Origin of the sequence: Natronococcus amylolyticus DSM 10524, from assembly GCF_000337675.1 — an archaeon.
GTDB classification, from domain to species: Archaea; Halobacteriota; Halobacteria; order Halobacteriales; family Natrialbaceae; genus Natronococcus; species Natronococcus amylolyticus.
In genome coordinates, this window is the sequence record NZ_AOIB01000026.1 from 153709 (window position 1) to 170577 (window position 16869).

Sequence of the window (16869 nt, forward strand, 5' to 3'; positions counted from 1 at the left end):
TCGTCGCCGATGAGCCTTTCTGACTCGGAGCGAGCGCGCAGTCGTGAGACCCTCGCTCGAGCCGGAGCGACACGCCTTTTTGACCGGGCCGGACAGGTAGAGGTATGGATCCAAAGCGGGAGCTTACGAGCGTCGATCTCGCGGCCCTCGTCGGGGAGTTCGGTACCTACGAGGGCGCGAAGGTCGACAAGGCCTACCTCTACGGCGACGACCTTCTGCGGCTCAAGATGCGGGATTTCGACCGCGGTCGCGTCGAGTTGCTGATCGAGGTCGGCGAGATCAAACGCGCCCACACGGTCGCCCCCGAGCGAGTGCCTGACGCCCCCGGGCGGCCGCCCCAGTTCGCGATGATGCTTCGCAACCGGCTGTCGGGAGCTGACTTCGTCGGCGTCGAACAGTTCGAGTTCGACCGCATCCTCGAGTTCGTCTTCGACCGCGACGACGGCACGACCCGTATCATCGTCGAGCTGTTCGGTCAGGGGAACGTTGCGGTCACCGACGGCGAGTACGAGGTGATCGACTGCCTCGAGACCGTTCGGCTGAAATCCAGAACGGTCGTCCCGGGCTCGCGCTACGAGTTTCCCGACTCGCGGACGAACCCGCTGTCGGTCTCGCGGGAGGCGTTCGACCGCGAGATGGACGATTCGGACACCGACGTCGTCCGGACGCTCGCCACACAGCTCAACATGGGCGGACTATACGCCGAGGAGGTCTGTACTCGCGCAGGCGTCGAGAAGGCGATGGACATCGAGGACGCCACCGAGGACGACTACCGACGCGTCTACGAGGCGATCGAACGGCTCGCACTCGACGTCCGAAACGCGAACTTCGACCCGCGGCTGTACCGGGAGCCGGTCGAGGAGGACGGCGAGAACGAGGAGTCGGAGTCGCCCGACGACGGCCCGGTCGTCGACGCCACGCCGTTCCCCCTCGAGGAACACGAGGAGGCCGGCCTGGCTGCCGAGAGCGCCGACAGCTTCCTCGAGGCGCTCGACGACTACTTCTTCGAGCTCGAGCTGGAAGACGAGGAGGAGCCCGATCCGACCGAACAGCGCCCCGACTTCGAGGAGGAGATCGCCAAACACGAGCGAATCATCGAACAACAGGAGGGCGCGATCGAAGGGTTCGAACAGCAGGCCCAGTCCCAGCGGGAGAACGCCGAGTTGCTGTACGCCGAGTACGGGGTCGTCGACGACATCCTCTCGACGGTCCAGGAGGCCCGCGCGCAGGATCGTCCGTGGGATGAGATCGAGGAGCGCTTCGAGGAGGGTAAAGAGCGCGGAATCGAGGCCGCCGAGGCCGTCGTCGGCGTCGACGGCACCGAGGGGATCGTCACCGTCGAGCTCGACGGGGAGGAGATCGACCTCCTCGCCCGGCAGGGCGTCGAGCAGAACGCCGATCGGCTCTACACCGAGGCCAAGCGCATCGCGGAGAAAAAGGAGGGCGCGCTGGCGGCCATCGAGGACACCCGCGAGGACCTCGAGGACGCCAAGCGACGCCGCGACGAGTGGGAGGCAACCGACGAGACAGACGACGACGACGAGGACGAAGCGCAGGAGGAGACGAACTGGCTCGAGCTGGCCTCGGTCCCGATCCGGGAGAACGAGCCCTGGTACGATCGGTTCCGCTGGTTCCACACCAGCGACGGCTACCTCGTGATCGGCGGGCGAAACGCCGACCAGAACGAGGAGCTCGTCAAGAAGTACCTCGAGCCGGGCGATACGGTGCTTCACACCCAGGCCCACGGCGGCCCCGTCACGGTACTGAAGGCGACCGACCCGAGCGAGGCGTCCTCGTCGGACATCGAGCTGCCCGACTCGAGCATCGAGGAGGCCGCCCAGTTCGCCGTCACCTACTCGTCGGTCTGGAAGGACGGCCGCTACGCGGGCGACGTCTACGCCGTCGACTCGGATCAGGTCACCAAGACCCCCGAAAGTGGCGAGTACCTCGAGAAGGGTGGCTTTGCGATCCGCGGGGATCGAACCTACCACCGGGATACGCCCGTCGGCGTGGCGGTCGGCATCCAGTGTGAGCCCTACACCCGCGTGATCGGCGGCCCGCCGTCGGCCATCGAGGGTCAGGCCGAGACGACGATCGAACTCGAGCCCGGCCGGTACGCCCAGGCCGACGCGGCAAAACGGATGTACCGGCAGTTCCGCGAGGAGTTCACCGACGAGTCGTTCGTCCGGAAGATCGCCAGTCCGGACCGCATCCAGCACTTCATGCCGCCGGGCGGGAGCCGAATCGCCGAGGAGTAGCAGGCTGCGTCCGCGAGGGTGCCCTCGTCGCCAACCGCGACCACCCTCGGTCCGTAACGAGCCGACGGGTTATCGTGGCTCGAGCACGTGCCAGAATCGCATCTGGCACCACAGATCCGACAGAACGAGCGACGTTCGACGGCCCACTGCTGGAGTGTCGCAACCCTAACCTATTCTTCGGCTCTCCTCGATAGCTGGTCCAGAGAATGGTCGAGTTCGACGTCGTCGTCGCCGGCGCCGGACCCGCGGGGCTCCAGTTCGCACGCGAACTGGGGAAGCGATCGGATCGCTCGGTCGTCGTTCTGGAGCGCAACGACGGGCTGGCCGACAACGACAAATCTACGGGCGGGACGTTCCGCCAGGTGATCGAGGGGTACGACATCCCGGATCGAGTCGTGATGGATTCCAGCCCCGACGTCGTGTTCGAGGGGCTGGAGACCCGCTCACGAGCGACGTCGTGTTCGAGGGGCCGGAGACCCGCTCACGAGTGGCGATTCCGAACTACGTCCTCGACTTTCCGGCGTTCCTGGAGTATCTCGGCGAGGACGCACGGGAACACGGAGTCGAGGTCGTCACGGGAACCCGCGTTTCGGAACCGATTACCGAAGAGGGTGCCGTTACTGGAGTTCGAGCCCGTCGGGGCGGCGATTCGGCGGAATACTACGGAGCGCTGGTGGTCGACGCGACGGGGCCCGCCGGAGCGCTGACGGACGAGCTGGAGATGTGGGATCCGGACGCGGCACAGCGCGGGATCGGAAAGGAGTACCAGGTGACGGGAACCTTCGACTGCGACTCTATGCTGTTTCGGTTCGACCACGAGTACGCCCCTGGAGGCTACGCGTGGGTGTTTCCGGGCGGCGATGGTGTCTTCAAGATTGGCGTCTGCTGGGTGAACGACTTCCACGAACGACACGCGCCGCCGGACGGCGGGGGGATCGACGAGTACGTACAGCGGTGGATCGAGAGCGACGACCGGTGGACCGTCGACGGGATCGAGGCGGTCCACGCCGGCGAAGTCGTCTCGGACAATTCGATCAACGACCGAGCCGACGACGGAATAGTGGCGGTCGGCGACTCCGTTTCGAGCGTCAACCCGCTGTTCGGCGAGGGGATTCGGCCGGGGATGGAGTCGGCGGAGATGGCGGCCGACGTCGTAATCGACGCCCTCGCTCGAGGGGACACCTCCAGGGAGACATTGCTCGAGTACGAGAGGCGCTGGAATCGCGAGAAGGGGCCGAAGTGGAAGATACAGCGGATGGTGGGCGAACTGCTGTACGATTTCGACGCCGACCAGCAGAACCGATTCGTGCGGAACGCCGACCGACTGTCGGACGAGCAAGCCGACCGGTTACAACGGTACGAACTCACGCTTCCGGACTTGTTCACCCTCTATCCGTTCGATCCGAAGGATATCCCGAAAGTGCCGACGCTCCTCCGCCACCTCCGGTAGTACTCGAAAGATCGCAGGGACGACGAGAACTCTCGACCGATCAAACCACACCACCCGCTCAGACGGTTCGATCGATCGCGACGACGTGTGCGTCTTCGGCTTCGAAGCCGACCGCGACGTCCCCGGAGAGGGGATCACGAGTCCTGACGAGCAACTCCTGGCCGTGCCACTCGAGGTGGACCCGCGTCGTCTCGCCGAGAAACTCCGCGCTCCGGACGGTCGCCGTCGTCGCGTTTCGCTCGCTCGAGCCCGCTTCGTTCGCGCTGACCTGCAGGTTCTCGGGTCGCACACAGAACGTGACCGCGTCGCCGACCGCGGCCTCGCGAGCGAGGTCGACCGCGAACGTCTCCGGACCGACCTCGAGTTCGGCTCGCCGACCGCCGTTCGCTCGCTCCTCGAGCGATCGGACGGTTCCCTCGAAAACGTTGTTGTCGCCGACGAACTCCGCGACGAACCGCGTCTCCGGTCGCCGGTAGATCTCGCGGGGCGGGGCGACCTGTTCCGGCGCGCCAGCCCGCATCACCGCGACGCGATCCGAAATCGCCAGCGCCTCCTCCTGGTCGTGGGTGACGTAGATCGTCGTGATCCCGAGTTCCTTCTGGATCCCCTTCACCTGAATCCGGAGTCGCTCGCGCAGCTGGGCGTCGAGCGCGCTCATCGGCTCGTCGAGTAAGAGGACGTCGGGACCGGGTGCCAGCGCGCGAGCGATCGCGACCCGCTGTTGTTGCCCGCCGGAGAGTCGATCGGGCTCCCTGTCCTGCATCCCCTCGAGGTCGACCAGCTCGAGCAGCTCTCGGACCCGTTCGTCGTCCGAGACGCCCCCTGGCGGGTCGGCGAAGTTGAGCCCGTAGGCGACGTTCTCGCCGACGCTCATGTGGGGAAACAGCGCGTAGTTCTGGAAGACGACGCCGACGTCGCGTTCCTCGGGCGGGACCCCCGTGACGTCCTCGCCGTGGAACCGAACCGTGCCGTCGGTTGGGGACTCGAAGCCGGCGATCAGCCGAAGCGTCGTCGTCTTTCCACAACCCGAGGGGCCGACCAGCGTGAAGAACTCGCCCTCGCGGACCGACAGGGAGACGTCGTCGACGGCGGTCGTCTCGGCGTAGCGTTTCGTGACGTCGGCGAGGTCGACGGCGATCGGTCGATCTTCGGTCGGGGACTCCGCGCTCGAGGACCGGGATCGGGACTCGAGCGACTCGAGCGAGCGATCCGACTCCTCAGATGCCAAAGCTCTCACCCCCGAGGCGGTCGATGATCACGAAACTGATGCTCGTGACGACCAGCAGGACGACACCCATTGCGGTTGCGGGTCCGAGCCGACGGCCGATGAAGCGTTCGATCGCGACCGGCATCGTATATTGGTCGGTGCCGGTCGCCAGAATGACCGTCGAGGAGAACTCGCCCATCGAGATGGCGACGACGAAGGCGGCGCCCGCAACGACGCCCGGCCAGACCAGCGGAAGCTCGACGTCGTACAGCGCCCGCGCTCGAGAAGCGCCGAGCGCGCGGGCCGACTCGACGAGCGAGCGGTCGACGGACTCGAGCCCCGGCGCGACGGTGCGGACGACGAACGGGTAACACGAGACCGCGTGGGCGGCGACGATCGCCGCGGCGCCGCCCATCGTGATCTGCCAGCCCGCGAGCTCGATGCCGAAGACCGGGCCCCGCAGGAGGCCGATCCCGACGATGATCCCAGAGACGGCGAGCGGGGCCATCGCCACGGCGTCGACGAGCTTTCGGCCCCGGTATCGTCTGGTCGTCAGCACCGAGACGACGACCCCCATCGGCAGGGCGAGCGCGAGCGCGCCGGCGGCAAACAGCAGGGAGTTGCGGATCGCGGGCCAGGGTCGGACCTGAAACGCCGCGGCGGTCTGCTGGCGGTCTATCAGGAATCGGTAGTGATCCAGCGTGAGCCCGTTCGGCCCCGCGACGCTGGCGTAGAGCATGCTGACGATCGGCGAGACGAAGACGACCAGCGCGACCGCGGCGTAGATGGCGATCCCCGCCCGCGGGACGAGTTCGCGGAGAGACAGGGACGGTGGGGAGAGCGGTCGGCGCGGGAGCGGACGAACCCCTCGAGAGCGGACGACGTGGTTTGCCTCGTAGCGCAGGTAGCCGTAGAGGATCCCCAGCGTGATGACGAGTTCGACGATCGCCAGCGCGGCCGCCTCGGCGTAGTTCAGGTCCTGGATCAGCCGGTAGACGAACACCTCGACGGTCGCCAGCTCGAACCCGCCCAACGCCAGCACGATCGGGAAGGTGCCGAACGTGAAGACGAACGTCAGCGCGGCCCCCATCAACACGGCCGGATATAGCTGGGGGGCAACGATGTCCCGAAACGCCCGAAACGGGCTCGCGCCGAGGCTGCGGGCCGTTTCGATCGCGCTCGCGTCGACGGACTCCCAGGCAGCGGTCGTCACCCGCGCCACCAGCGGCGCGTTGTAGAAGGCGTGGGCAATCAGGATCGCCTCGAGCGTGAACATCAGCTCGATCGGACCGAGTCCGACGAGGCCGAGGGCGCGGTTGAGCGTCCCGTTCTCGCCGAACGTCGCGACGAAACCGACCGCGACCATGATCGACGGGAGCACGAACGGGAGCACTGTCAGCGAGCGCAGCGTCCGCCGTCCGCGGAACTCGTAGCGCGCGAGAACGTACGCCGCGGGAACGCCGAGCGCGACGCTAAGTAGGGTCGAGAGGAACGCCTGGTAGGCCGTGAAGCCGACGATCCCGATCCGGCGGTCGCTCGAGAGCAGGTCGCTCGCAACCGCGAGCGGGGACTCGCCGGCGAACAGGCGGGCGACGTCCCCGAAGTAGAACGGGTCCCGCAGGAGCTCGAGGAAGACCGCGAGCGTCACGGCTCCCTCGACGACGACGGCCTCGACGAACACCGTCGCGACGGGGTAGTAAAACAGCACGACCAGCAGGAGGATCGTTCCGAGGCCGAACAGCGCGATGGCCCGACGCTCGAGGCGGTTGCGGATTCCCCTCGCGTTCCGTCGCCCCGTCGGCTCGTCTTCCGCGCGGGGGTCCTCGGGGTCGGAACCCGAAGCGGGAACGTCGACGGGCGTGGTCGCTCCGCCATCGGCTTTCGGATCCGGGCGGTCGTTCACGCGGCCACCTCCGCGCGGTCGCTCATCGCGTTTCGATCCGTCGAGCGCACCGACCACCGGGTGGTACCGGCGATCGAAACCACTACGTGACGACCGCGAGAACGGTCGCCGATGACAGTTTTCGCACTGCTTCGCGTAACCCCGATCACTGACGACGACGCGACCGAGAACGTCGCGGCCGCGATCGACGCCCTCGAGGAGTACGACGTCGAGTACGAGACGACGCCGCTAGCGACGACGCTCGAGGCCGAGGACGTCGAGGAGCTGTTCGCGGCCTGCGGGGCTGCCCACCGGGCGGTCGAGGGCAGCGAGGTCCAGACGCTGGTACAGGTCGACGACAGGCGCGAGAAGTCGATGACCGCGAGCGACAAGGTCGACGCCGTCGAGTCGGAGCTCGGACGCGACGCTCGGAGCGACGGCGACTGAGGCGTCGCTCGCGGCGTTCGCCAATTCGCGACGCCCGCAGTCGGCTCGTTCGGAGCGCTCGAGGCCACGGCTCGCTCAGTAGTCGCCGGCGGCGACCTGTTCCCACTCGTCGAGCCAGCCGTCGAGGTTCGCCTCGAGGTCGTCGTAGTCGAAAAACGGCGTGTCGTCGGGCTGTTTGGCGTACTCCTCGTATACCTCCGGCAGCTCGGTCTCGTCGTTGACCGGCCCCGTCACGTTGCGTTCGGCGATCACCGCCTGAACTTCGGGATCGAGGATGAAGTCCATGAACTCGTGGGCGAGGTCGTCGTTCGTCCCGTCGGCGAAGCGGGCCATGCCGGCGACGTTGGCGTAGGCCTGATCGTGCAGCAGCGCGACCTGGTGTTTCTCGAGGTCGTTGTCGGCACGCTGGGCGTAGACGCGGTCGTTCGCGTAGGAGGCGACGACCGGAACCTCGCCCTCCTCGAACTGCGCGTAGACCTCGCTCCAGGAGTCGAGGACACGAGTGTCGTTGTCGAGCAGCTCATCCCAGTACTCGAGGTACTCGTCCTCGCCGAAGTGGTCGATCGTCCACAGCAAGAAGAGCAGCCCCGTCGTCCCGCGCTGGGGGTTCGAGACCGCGATCTGGCCCTCGTACTTCGGATCGAGCAGGTCGTCGAACGTCTCGGGAGTGTCGACGTTCCGGCCGTCGTAGACCATCGCACAGAAGCTCCGATAGGTCGGGATCACCCGTCCGTGCGGGTCGAAGTAGTGTTCCTCGTCGACGTTCGCGACGTGCTCGAGGGCGTCCTCGTCGGTCTCGACGAACAGCTCGTCGTCGGTATTCTGGTCGGCCCGGACGACCTCGTGGGGATTCAGCCCCAGGTAGAGTTCGGGTTCGATCTCGACGTCCTCGTTGTGGCGCTCGATGTAGTAGTTCAGCTCCTGTTCGGGCGTCTGCCACTCGAACTCGACGTCGTACCGGTCGGCGAACTCGTCGGCGATCCACTCGCCGGGGCTGTCGCTGGGCGCGTCGACGAACGACGTGTTCGCCGCGACCCGAAGCACGTCCTCGTCGTCGCCGTTTCCGGTCGTTCCGCCGTTCTCTCCTTCCTGTGAGATGCAGCCGGCCAGCCCGAGTCCGGCGACTGTCCCCCCGCTCGCGAGAAACGTCCGTCGTCTCATTACCGAGTGATCACAACCGGTGGTACGTAAGGGTCGCGCTTTCGATCCGCACTACTCGTCCGCGGTCGGCAGCCGAAGCGTCGGTCCGTCGGGAAACGATCCCGTCGCGTCCCCGAGATCGAGCCGACCCGTCGCGGCCAGCGTCCGCAGCGCGTAGAGGTTCCGAAACGCCGGGAGTGACTCGAGGACGTCGTCGTCGACGATGCCGTACCACGCCAGGGGATGGGAACCGGGCTCGCTCCAGGCCGACCGCGGCGCGAGAAACGGCGGCTCCCAGTCCCCGCCGCGCTCGGTGAACTGGCGAACCGGCGAGTGTCGAACCAGCGCGAGGTGGCGATCCGCGGCCGAGAGCGTCCGATCCGTCAGCCCCGCCCGTTCGTCGGGGACGTCGACAGCGCGTCGATACCGCTCTCGCGCGAGGTCGGCGTGGAGTCCCTTGCCCCGCCGCGCCTCGAGCGGAACCCGTTCCCACGCACGAACGTAGGCGGGGTCCCACAGCGGGAGCCACCAGTCGAGGTCGGCATCCTCGTAAACCCGGAGGTCGCCGTTCGTGAACGTCGCCATCCGACCGCGCCACTCCCAGCGCTCGTAGGCCGCGGCCGCGCTCGCGGGGTCCATGACGGTGCTCGGATCCCGCCTGCCACATAGTCCGCGACGGATTCGTTCCCGCGCGGCGTCCTCGAACCGCTCGTCGTCCCACTCCCACAGCACGTAGTGGCGCTCGAGGACGTAGTCGACGAGATCCTCGAGCGAGGGGGTGATCAGCTCTCGGTCGAGCGCGTCGTCGTCGGCGTCGACGGCCGGCCCGCAGCCGACGCTCGAGTGCTCTGACCGACGGCGCTCGCCGACGAACCGCGGCAGCCGCTCGCTTGGCGTCGCGACGGTGTGGCCCGGACAGTACAGCGCGTCGGTCGGCAGCCGCCCCTCGGCGACCAGTTCGCGGACGGCGGGCCACTCCGCGAGAAACGGGAGCACGTCGCCGCCGAACGCCTCGCGCTCGTATTGTCGCCCCGCCGGACCGCGGTACCACTCGCGCCACGTCGACTCGTCGTAGTCACAGAACTCCCAGGGAATCCCGAGTCGACCCGCGATCTCCCTGCTCAGTTCGACGTCTGGGTGACCCGAGCGTCCGAAGGTGAACCCGATCACCTCCCGGTCGCGCTCGACGAGCGCCGACGCGAGCAGCCGAGAGTCGTAACCGCCTGACAACGGGACGACGACGGGTCGGTCGCCGGCGACCCGCTCGAGCCGATCAAGCGCGGTCTCGAGGGCCGACTCGAGGCTCGCTCGAGCTGTCGCGGGATCGTTCGTGCGCTCGTCTTCGGGATCCGCGGGCCAGTACTCGCGGTAGGTTCGCCGTTCGATCTCGCCGCCGCGGATCCGAACCACCTCGCCGGGCTGAGTCGCGTAGACGCCCGACCAGATCGTCTCCGGACCGGTGACGTACCGCGTCAGGAGAAACTCGCTCTCGAGAACGGGATCCGTTGGCGCCTCGAGCGCCTCGCGAACCACGCGCCCGCGATCCGAGATCGGTCCCTCGGCACCGTAGTACAGCGGGATCGACCGGGCGCCGTCGGCGACGAGATAGGTGGCGTCGTCGGTATCGATGACGGCGGCGAAAAAGCCCTCGAAGGTGGCCGCGAGATCAGCGACGCCCTCGAGTCCGGCGTCGGCCCTCCTGGCGTCCGCAAAGCGGGCGGCGAGGGACGCCCCCTCGAGGAGCTGCCCGTCCTCGAACGCGCGACCCCGAACTGCGACGCCGTCGGTTCGCGTCCAGCCGTCGTGACTCAGCACCGTCTGCATACTCGTTCGTTCGTCGAGGCGTACTTAGGTCCGCCGACGGGTGTCGACTCGACGGCTCATACTGTCGGACAGAACTATTTGGAGATCGGTCGCGACTTCACGATCGACTTTACACTGACTTCTGTCCGACAGCTCACTCCCGGTTGTCGGCCAGCTCGCGGCGCCGTCGGTCGGCCGCCGCGTCCCACCGCTCGGTCGACTCGTCGTAGGCCGTCCCCAGCGAGATCAGGAAGCCGGTGATGGCGGTGACGAGTGCGATACTGCCGATCGCGACAACCGCGATCGAGAACAGCTGGCCGGCGAGAACCTGTGCCGAAGTCAGCAGCGAGACCGCCGTCACGAACGCGATCAGGGTTCCGAGCCGCGCTAACCGCCCGGTGTCGAGACCGCGCTCGGAGCCCGACTGCGTTTCGGTGCGCTCGAGCAGTTCGTCGAGGATCCCGCTGTACTCGCCGCCGTCTCGCGCGTGGCCCAGCGAGTGAATCGACTGGGCGATCCACAGTCCGGCCGTGAAGTTCAATAGCGCGACGAACGATACCAGTCCCAGTTCACCGCCGACAAACAGTCCGGCGGTGATCGCGCTGACGAGCGAGAGCGCCATGATCGCGTGGGTAACGATCGATCGGGTACCGAAGTCGGCCAGCCGGTTTAGCTGAGTCGTTCTCATACCATGTCATAGGTTCTCGTGGCGAAAGCCGGTGTGCCCTAACCATGATAGGTATTTACACACGTCCGTTGCAGCTGCCGGGCCAGCTGCTACCCGTCCGAGGGCGGTAGTGAGCGTATGGCAGAACTCGGCACCGCGACGATCGTTTACAAGAACTCGACCGACGAGATCGAGGAGGTCACCGTCGACAACGACCATATCGCCTACTTCCAGGACCACTGGCTGTTCGCGTACGGTACCGACGACGACGGCAACGACATGGTTCGGCGGGTGCCCAGCGAGCGAGTCTACCACGTCGAGCGCTCGGTCGAGGAACTCGAGAGTACGTTCGACACCGCGGTCGACAAGGCCAAGGACACCCTCGAGGATCTCAAGTAGGCTACTCGTCGGTCGCGTCCTCGACCCGGTCCGCGTGTTTCTCGAGGTCGCTCGCGATCGTTCGAGCCTGGTCGGGCGTCAGCTGCACCTCCTCCATGTGTGCGGGAAGGTGCTCCTCGGTCATGTTGTCGAGCTCGAGCTGCAGCCGGACGCAGTCGGGCTCCTCCCTATCGGCCGTCGCGTTCACGACGGCGAGCGATTCCGTCTCGAACTCGTGGCCCTTCGCGACGGCGTCGACGAGGTCGAGCGTCGTGTAGGCGTTGACTTTCATCAGACGGTCTGCCATGGTTCTCGAGAGCAGCCGAACGTACTTAGGCGGCCCGACAGCGACGCGAAAACGGGTCCGCTAGAACGAACGGAGCGGCTCCGGGGACCGGCGCAAGGCGGCAGCCGAGAGCACAGCGCCGAGCGGAGACGTGGTCAGTCGTCAGACGGGATCGGCGTCCCGTCGGCCTGTGCGGGAGCGGGGCTCTCGTCCAGGTCGTCCTCCTCGGCGTAGGGGTACCACGTCCGCTTCGTGTTGTGCATGAAGGGGTCGTCGTAGTCGGTCTCCTCGGGCTCGATCAGGTCGGCGAGCTCCTCGTCCTCGCGCTCGGCGACGAACTCCCGGAAGCTCTGGGCCTCGCTGTCGCGCGCTTCCTCGAAGTTCTCGAGCAGGTTCGCGATCGCGCCGGGCACCTCGTCGGCGGGCACCCGCTCGGCGATCCAGGCGGCGAACTGCGGGTCCTCGCCGAGACCGCCCCCGAGGCCGATATCCAGCGCCTCGACGGGTTCGCCGTCCTTGCGCGTCTTCATCCCGCGCAGGGAGACATCGGCGATCTGGGGCTGGGCACAGGAGGCGGTACAGCCCGAGAGGTGGACGTGGAAGTTCTCGACGCCGTCTGGCAGCTCGACGTTGTCGACGAGCCAGCGGGCGTAGCGAACCTGTCGGTTCTTGGTCTCGACGATCGAGAGCGAGCAGAACTCGGTTCCGGTACAGGCGATCGACCCGCGCTGGAAGGGATGCGGGTCGGGGCTGTAGTGCTCGAGGACGTCCTCGGAGCGCAGGTCGTCGACGTTCTCCTCGGGGACGTCCGTGAAGACGATGTTCTGGCGCTGGGTGAGCCGAACCTCGCCCGAACCGTACTCGTCGGCTGCGTCCGCGAGGTCGTACGCCTCGTCGACGCCGATGCGACCGACAAGGACGTTCAGCCCGACGTAGTAGTTGCCGTCAGGCTGCTCGTGGACGCCGACGTGGTCGTGTTTGCCGTCGGCCTCGCCCGCGTTGTAGGAGTACGACTCCCGGAGGTCCTCGCCCGCCGTATGGAGTTCGAAGTCGACGAACTCCTCCTGGAGGGTTTCGCGGAACTTCTCGGGACCCCACTCGTCCATGAGGAACTTGATTCGGGCGTTGTAGCGGTTCTCGCGGTCGCCGTTGTCCCGGAACAGCGCCGAGATGCCGCCGGCGACGTCGACGGCCTGCTCGGGCGTCGCGAAGACGTCGATATCCCGGGCGAAGCGGGGCTCGTTGCGCGAGAGGCCGCCACCGACGCGGATGTTGTAGCCCGTGACGGTCTCGCCGTCTATCTCCTTCTCGGCGGGCTCGAAGGCGAGGTCGTTGATGTCGCCCTGACCGCAGCCCTCGTCACAGCCCGTGACCGACACCTTCCACTTCCGGGGCAAGTTCGAGTGAGCCTCGTTTCGCTTGAACGTGTCGTGAAGCTCGGTCGCGAGCGCGTCGGCGTCGACGTGCTCGTGTTTGTCCTTGCCGGCGACCGGGCAGCCGACGATGTTGCGCCAGGAGTCCCCGCAGGCCTGGACCGTCGAGAGGCCGACCGACTCGAGTCGATCGAAGATCTCGGGGACGTCCTCGAGGCGGATCCAGTGGAGCTGGATCGCCTGTCGGGTCGTCACGTCGATCCAGCCGTTACCGAACACCGGATTCTCGGCGGGGCCGCGGGAGAAGTCGTCGGCGATCTCGACGATCTCCCGGAACTGGCCGGGCTCGAGGACGCCGCCCGGTGGACCGATCCGCATCATGAAGTACGACTCCTGGCCGGCGCGCTGGTGGTACAGGCCGTACCACTTGAAGCGCTCGAACCACGCGTCGTGCTCGTCGTCGGGGATCGCATCCCACCCCTCCTCCGCGAAGCGCTCGATCTCCGCGCGGATGTCGGTACCGTAGAGTTCGTCTTTCCACTGCTCGACGTCACTCGGCATTGATATCACCGCTATGAACTCCGCCTATAAGCCCCCCTGCGTGACGTCAGTTCTCCCCGCCTCTCGGGGATTCCGGCTACGCTTGCCGCCCGGCGTCGGACTCGAGGGTCGACTGGACGGCTTCGGGACTGTAGGGCTTGAACTCGCCGTCGACGATGCGGCCGACGGGGAGTCGATCGATCGAGTCGCGGGTGCCACACTCGAGACACTGGCCGACCGCGTCGGCGACGACGACCGAGCCGTCGACCCCGGTTCCGAAGAAGCCCTCGAGCAGAACGTACGCCGGCTCGCACTCGCAGAAGACGCCTCGAGAGAGCGTCCAGACGTCGCTGACGCTCACCCGGCGGCTGTCGTCGACGCTGATCCACGCCCCGTCGTCGAGCGTTCGCAGTGCAATCGCCATACTCCCGATTCGAACCCGAGGGCACTCCGTTCGTCGCCCCGGGCAATGCTTACCGATCCCGTGACGCATCCTCGAGCGAAAACCGCAAGACACAGTCGGGAACGATCCAGGGCCGGCGTCATCGGTAGCGGTTCTTGTTGCCGATATAGACGAGATCTCCGTTTGCGGGACAACGGAAACCACCGCCCTGTTGACGAAGCGCGCGCTGACGGGCCCCCTCGAACGCCGGGCCGCTGCCTTAGCTCCCGGATCGCAGCCCACTTACCACCGCCCTGCGAACTCACGGCCATGCAGATCAAAGACCGGGAGCGACTCGACGGGGGTCGCGAGCGGCTCACCGTCGTCCCCGAGAGCGTGGACGACCTCTGGCATTTGCAGTACGTCCTCGAGCCCGGCGACCGCGTCGCGGGCGATACGACCCGGCGGATCCAGCGCAACGACGACCAGATGCGGGACACTGGCGGCGAGCGCGAGCACATGTGGGTCGCCATCGCCGTCGACGATATCGAGTTCCACAAGTTCGCCAACCGGCTTCGGGTCGGCGGCGAGATCGTCGCCTGCTCGCGGGAGGACCAGCTCGGCTTCCACCACACCTTGAACGTCGAGGAGCGCGAGGAGCTGTCGATCGAGAAGCGGTTCAAACCCGACCAGGAGGCCCGCCTCGAGGAGGCCGAGGAGGCGACCGAGAACCCGGACGTCGCCATCGCCACCGTCGAGGAGGGACAAGCCCACGTCCACACCGTCGCCCAGTACGGCACCGAGGAGCGGGCGGCGATCACGGGACCGACGGGCAAGGGCGACTTCGCCCGCGAGCGATCGGAGCTGTTCGCGGAGCTAGCGACGGTCCTCGAGCGCCAGGACGCCGACGCGGTCATCCTCGCGGGACCCGGCTTTACGAAGCAGGACGCCTACAAGTACATCGAACAGAACGCGCCCGACGTCGCCGAGAAGATCACGATGGTCGACGCGGCGGCCGTCGGCGACCGGGGCGTCCACGAGGTACTCAAACGCGGTGCCGTCGCGGACGTCCAACAGGAGACCCGCATCGAGAGTGAGGCCGAGTACATCGACGAGTTGACCCAGCGCATCGCCCAGGGCGCGAAGGCCGCCTACGGTCCCGACGAGGTCAAGCAGGCCGCCGAGTACGGCGCGATCGAACGCCTGCTGATCGTCGACGACCGGCTCCGACAGGAACGGGGGCCCGACGGCGAGTGGCGCCTCGACGTTGACGACGTCGTCCGCACGGCCGAGCAGAAAGGCGGCGAGGTAACGGTGTTCTCGAGCGAGTTTCCGCCCGGCGAGCAGCTCTCGAACCTCGGCGGGATCGCGGCGCTGTTGCGCTATCGGCTCGAGTGACCGGGCAGAACGCTGGCGGGCGACTCGAATGACCGAGAGCCGCTCGAGCCGACCCGACGAACCGTCGACTGTTTTGATAACGTACGCCGGCGTAGGACCACGGAATGCTCACCGAACGGGCCGATCGGCTGTGGACCGACGAGGAACCGCTGACGTTTTTCGGCGTCGAACTCGGGCGGATCATGACCGTTGTCGAACTCTCGAGCGGAGGGCTGTTCGTCCAGTCGCCGGCCGAACTGACGCCCGACCTGCAGCGTGCGCTCGAGGAACTCGGCGACGTCCGCTTCGTCGCGCCCGCGAGCAAGCTCCACGGCCACCTGTACATGGAGCAGTACCGGGCGGCGTTTCCGGGCGTCGAACTGCTGGCCGCGCCGGGACTGGCTGCTCGGCGACTCGATCTGCAGTTCGACGGGCTGCTGGGCGACACCCCCGATCCACGCTGGAGCGCCGACATCGATCAGGTCGCGGTCGACGGCCACCGCTGGCTCACCGAGATCGCGTACTACCACCGGCAGAGCGGAACCGTGATCCTCGGCGATGTCGGCTTCCACATCGGGCCCTCGAGTCCTCCGAAGACCCGCCTCGTCGCGCGGCTGTTGCGGATCTATCGGCGGATCTCTCCGCCGATCGAGTTCAGACTCACGATCGCCAACGAGGACACGTTTCGACGGTCGATCCGGGACGTCCTCGCCTGGGAGTTCGACCGACTGATCCCGGGCCACGGCGAGATCGTCGAGACGGGCGGAAAACAGGCCGTTGCGGATGGATTCGACTGGATTCTCTGAGCCCGACGGTGACTCGAGCGAGCGCGGTCCGATCAGGCGTCGTTCGCGGCCTCGACCGTCTCCCGCAGGGCGTCGACCCCCTCGTCGTGGGCGAGGTCGCCGACGACGATCACGTCGGCGTACTGGGCCATCCCGTAGGCCGAATCGTAGTCGTGGATACCCCCGCCGTAGAACAGCGTCGACTCGTCGACGCCCCGGCTGGCGGCTTCGACGATCTCCTCGTCGCCGAGCATCCCCGAGTACTCGAGGTAGACGATCTCCTGGCCGAACATCCGTTCGGCGACCTTCGCGTAGGCCTCGACGTCGTCGGGCCCGAGGTCGCAGTCGGCCTCCGTCAGGGTCGCGACGTCGGCCTCGGGGTTCATTACGATGTAGGCCTCGGTGGTCGTTCGTTCCCAGTCGACGGTGTCGATCCGGACCCACTCCTTGTGGGCCTCGGTGATCCAGAACGGCGAGCCGGCGTTGAACACCGTCGGGATGAAGTAGCCCTCGAGGGCGTCGTTCCGGACGACGACGCTCGGGTTCGCGGGCTCCTGGTAGAGCGGCACGTCGTGTTCGGCGCAGGCGTCGATCACCGCGGTCATGTTCTCCTCGGTCATTCCCATCGTCCCCCCGATCTCGATCGCGTCGGTGCCGGTCGCACAGAGATCGCCGAAGGTGACGCCGTCGGGAAGCTCCTTGTCGGGGTCGAGTTTGAGGATATGGTTCCAGTCGGTCCAGGGGGCAGTCATACCGCTCCGTTTCCCGACAACCGGGAAAAGCGCTACGAAACGGCCCCCAAGACGGCGGTCCGACAGTAGCCGACGACGGCGACCGCTGTCCCCTTCCGTGGCATCGAGGGGCGGGCCGACGAACGTCGGCTTTATTTTTCCA

General features: G+C 67.0%; 15 protein-coding genes and 1 pseudogene. 7 read left to right on the top strand and 9 right to left on the bottom strand.

Annotated elements, in window-relative coordinates:
- The first annotated feature begins 104 nt into the window (after positions 1-104).
- From rqcH to C491_RS12485, 3 genes and pseudogenes are all read left to right on the top strand, one after another.
- Positions 105-2258, top strand: a complete 2154-nt coding sequence (gene rqcH / locus C491_RS12480; protein ID WP_005556769.1) for a ribosome rescue protein RqcH — start codon at positions 105-107, stop codon at positions 2256-2258.
- A gap of 206 nt (positions 2259-2464) precedes the next feature.
- Positions 2465-2611, top strand: a pseudogene (locus C491_RS24130) (NAD(P)-binding protein); the annotation flags it as partial.
- A 104-nt stretch (positions 2612-2715) separates the two neighbouring features.
- A complete protein-coding gene (locus tag C491_RS12485; protein ID WP_241431309.1) occupies positions 2716-3708 on the top strand; it encodes an NAD(P)/FAD-dependent oxidoreductase in 993 nt (330 codons plus the stop codon).
- Positions 3709-3766: 58 nt separating this feature from the next.
- On the opposite strand, the gene C491_RS12490 is transcribed toward C491_RS12485, so the two are convergent.
- Together C491_RS12490 and C491_RS12495 are read right to left on the bottom strand one after the other, a co-directional pair.
- Positions 3767-4936 carry an ABC transporter ATP-binding protein gene (locus C491_RS12490; protein WP_005556771.1) on the bottom strand — a complete coding sequence of 390 codons (1170 nt, stop codon included), beginning with the start codon at positions 4934-4936 and terminating at the stop codon, positions 3767-3769.
- Positions 4926-6818, bottom strand: a complete 1893-nt coding sequence (locus tag C491_RS12495; RefSeq protein WP_049891852.1) for an ABC transporter permease — start codon at positions 6816-6818, stop codon at positions 4926-4928. Before C491_RS12495 ends, C491_RS12490 begins: the two co-directional genes overlap by 11 nt.
- 111 nt (positions 6819-6929) lie before the next feature.
- On the opposite strand from C491_RS12495, the gene C491_RS12500 reads away from it, so the two are divergent.
- A complete protein-coding gene (locus C491_RS12500; protein ID WP_005556775.1) occupies positions 6930-7244 on the top strand; it encodes a thiamine-binding protein in 315 nt (104 codons plus the stop codon).
- Between the two features lie 75 nt (positions 7245-7319).
- On the opposite strand, the gene C491_RS12505 is transcribed toward C491_RS12500, so the two are convergent.
- The 3 genes from C491_RS12505 to C491_RS12515 form a co-directional block, all read right to left on the bottom strand.
- Positions 7320-8405: a thiamine ABC transporter substrate-binding protein gene (locus C491_RS12505; protein ID WP_005556777.1), complete on the bottom strand. Its 1086-nt coding sequence runs from the start codon at positions 8403-8405 to the stop codon at positions 7320-7322.
- Between the two features lie 51 nt (positions 8406-8456).
- A complete protein-coding gene (locus C491_RS12510; RefSeq protein WP_005556779.1) occupies positions 8457-10208 on the bottom strand; it encodes an asparagine synthase-related protein in 1752 nt (583 codons plus the stop codon).
- 133 nt (positions 10209-10341) lie between these two features.
- Positions 10342-10875: a hypothetical protein gene (locus C491_RS12515; protein ID WP_005556781.1), complete on the bottom strand. Its 534-nt coding sequence runs from the start codon at positions 10873-10875 to the stop codon at positions 10342-10344.
- A 117-nt stretch (positions 10876-10992) separates the two neighbouring features.
- On the opposite strand from C491_RS12515, the gene C491_RS12520 reads away from it, so the two are divergent.
- On the top strand, positions 10993-11253 hold the full coding sequence (locus C491_RS12520; protein ID WP_005556784.1) for a hypothetical protein: 261 nt from the start codon (positions 10993-10995) through the stop codon (positions 11251-11253).
- Between the two features lies 1 nt (position 11254).
- Here the strand turns inward: C491_RS12520 and C491_RS12525 are convergent, their stop codons facing one another.
- The 3 genes from C491_RS12525 to C491_RS12535 all read right to left on the bottom strand — a co-directional run bounded on the left by C491_RS12525 (position 11255) and on the right by C491_RS12535 (position 13855).
- Positions 11255-11539, bottom strand: coding sequence for a DUF6360 family protein (locus C491_RS12525; protein WP_193787536.1), 285 nt, complete (start codon positions 11537-11539; stop codon positions 11255-11257).
- 134 nt (positions 11540-11673) lie between these two features.
- The gene (locus tag C491_RS12530; RefSeq protein ID WP_005556788.1) at positions 11674-13452 is read right to left on the bottom strand and encodes a nitrite/sulfite reductase; all 1779 of its coding nucleotides are present in this window, start codon (positions 13450-13452) and stop codon (positions 11674-11676) included.
- 76 nt (positions 13453-13528) lie between these two features.
- Positions 13529-13855, bottom strand: coding sequence for a hypothetical protein (locus C491_RS12535; RefSeq protein ID WP_005556790.1), 327 nt, complete (start codon positions 13853-13855; stop codon positions 13529-13531).
- A 288-nt stretch (positions 13856-14143) separates the two neighbouring features.
- Between C491_RS12535 and C491_RS12540 the strand changes: the two genes are divergently transcribed.
- Together C491_RS12540 and C491_RS12545 are read left to right on the top strand one after the other, a co-directional pair.
- Positions 14144-15211, top strand: a complete 1068-nt coding sequence (locus tag C491_RS12540; RefSeq protein ID WP_005556791.1) for an mRNA surveillance protein pelota — start codon at positions 14144-14146, stop codon at positions 15209-15211.
- 104 nt (positions 15212-15315) lie between these two features.
- Positions 15316-15996 (top strand): DUF4336 domain-containing protein, encoded by a 681-nt coding sequence (locus tag C491_RS12545; RefSeq protein WP_005556793.1) that lies wholly within the window; start codon positions 15316-15318, stop codon positions 15994-15996.
- Between the two features lie 32 nt (positions 15997-16028).
- Here the strand turns inward: C491_RS12545 and C491_RS12550 are convergent, their stop codons facing one another.
- Positions 16029-16727, bottom strand: a complete 699-nt coding sequence (locus C491_RS12550; protein WP_005556795.1) for a phosphoglycerol geranylgeranyltransferase — start codon at positions 16725-16727, stop codon at positions 16029-16031.
- Positions 16728-16869: the final 142 nt, after the last annotated feature.

What these genes read in the sequence shown, in the direction of transcription:
- rqcH (WP_005556769.1), top strand. Translation starts at nt 105, where the DNA reads ATGGATCCAAAGCGGGAGCTTACGAGCGTCGATCTCGCGGCCCTCGTC.
- C491_RS12500 (WP_005556775.1), top strand. Translation starts at nt 6,930, where the DNA reads ATGACAGTTTTCGCACTGCTTCGCGTAACCCCGATCACTGACGACGAC.
- C491_RS12505 (WP_005556777.1), bottom strand. Translation starts at nt 8,405, where the DNA reads ATGAGACGACGGACGTTTCTCGCGAGCGGGGGGACAGTCGCCGGACTC.
- C491_RS12510 (WP_005556779.1), bottom strand. Translation starts at nt 10,208, where the DNA reads ATGCAGACGGTGCTGAGTCACGACGGCTGGACGCGAACCGACGGCGTC.
- C491_RS12515 (WP_005556781.1), bottom strand. Translation starts at nt 10,875, where the DNA reads ATGAGAACGACTCAGCTAAACCGGCTGGCCGACTTCGGTACCCGATCG.
- C491_RS12520 (WP_005556784.1), top strand. Translation starts at nt 10,993, where the DNA reads ATGGCAGAACTCGGCACCGCGACGATCGTTTACAAGAACTCGACCGAC.
- C491_RS12525 (WP_193787536.1), bottom strand. Translation starts at nt 11,539, where the DNA reads ATGGCAGACCGTCTGATGAAAGTCAACGCCTACACGACGCTCGACCTC.
- C491_RS12530 (WP_005556788.1), bottom strand. Translation starts at nt 13,452, where the DNA reads ATGCCGAGTGACGTCGAGCAGTGGAAAGACGAACTCTACGGTACCGAC.
- C491_RS12535 (WP_005556790.1), bottom strand. Translation starts at nt 13,855, where the DNA reads ATGGCGATTGCACTGCGAACGCTCGACGACGGGGCGTGGATCAGCGTC.
- C491_RS12540 (WP_005556791.1), top strand. Translation starts at nt 14,144, where the DNA reads ATGCAGATCAAAGACCGGGAGCGACTCGACGGGGGTCGCGAGCGGCTC.
- C491_RS12545 (WP_005556793.1), top strand. Translation starts at nt 15,316, where the DNA reads ATGCTCACCGAACGGGCCGATCGGCTGTGGACCGACGAGGAACCGCTG.
- C491_RS12550 (WP_005556795.1), bottom strand. Translation starts at nt 16,727, where the DNA reads ATGACTGCCCCCTGGACCGACTGGAACCATATCCTCAAACTCGACCCC.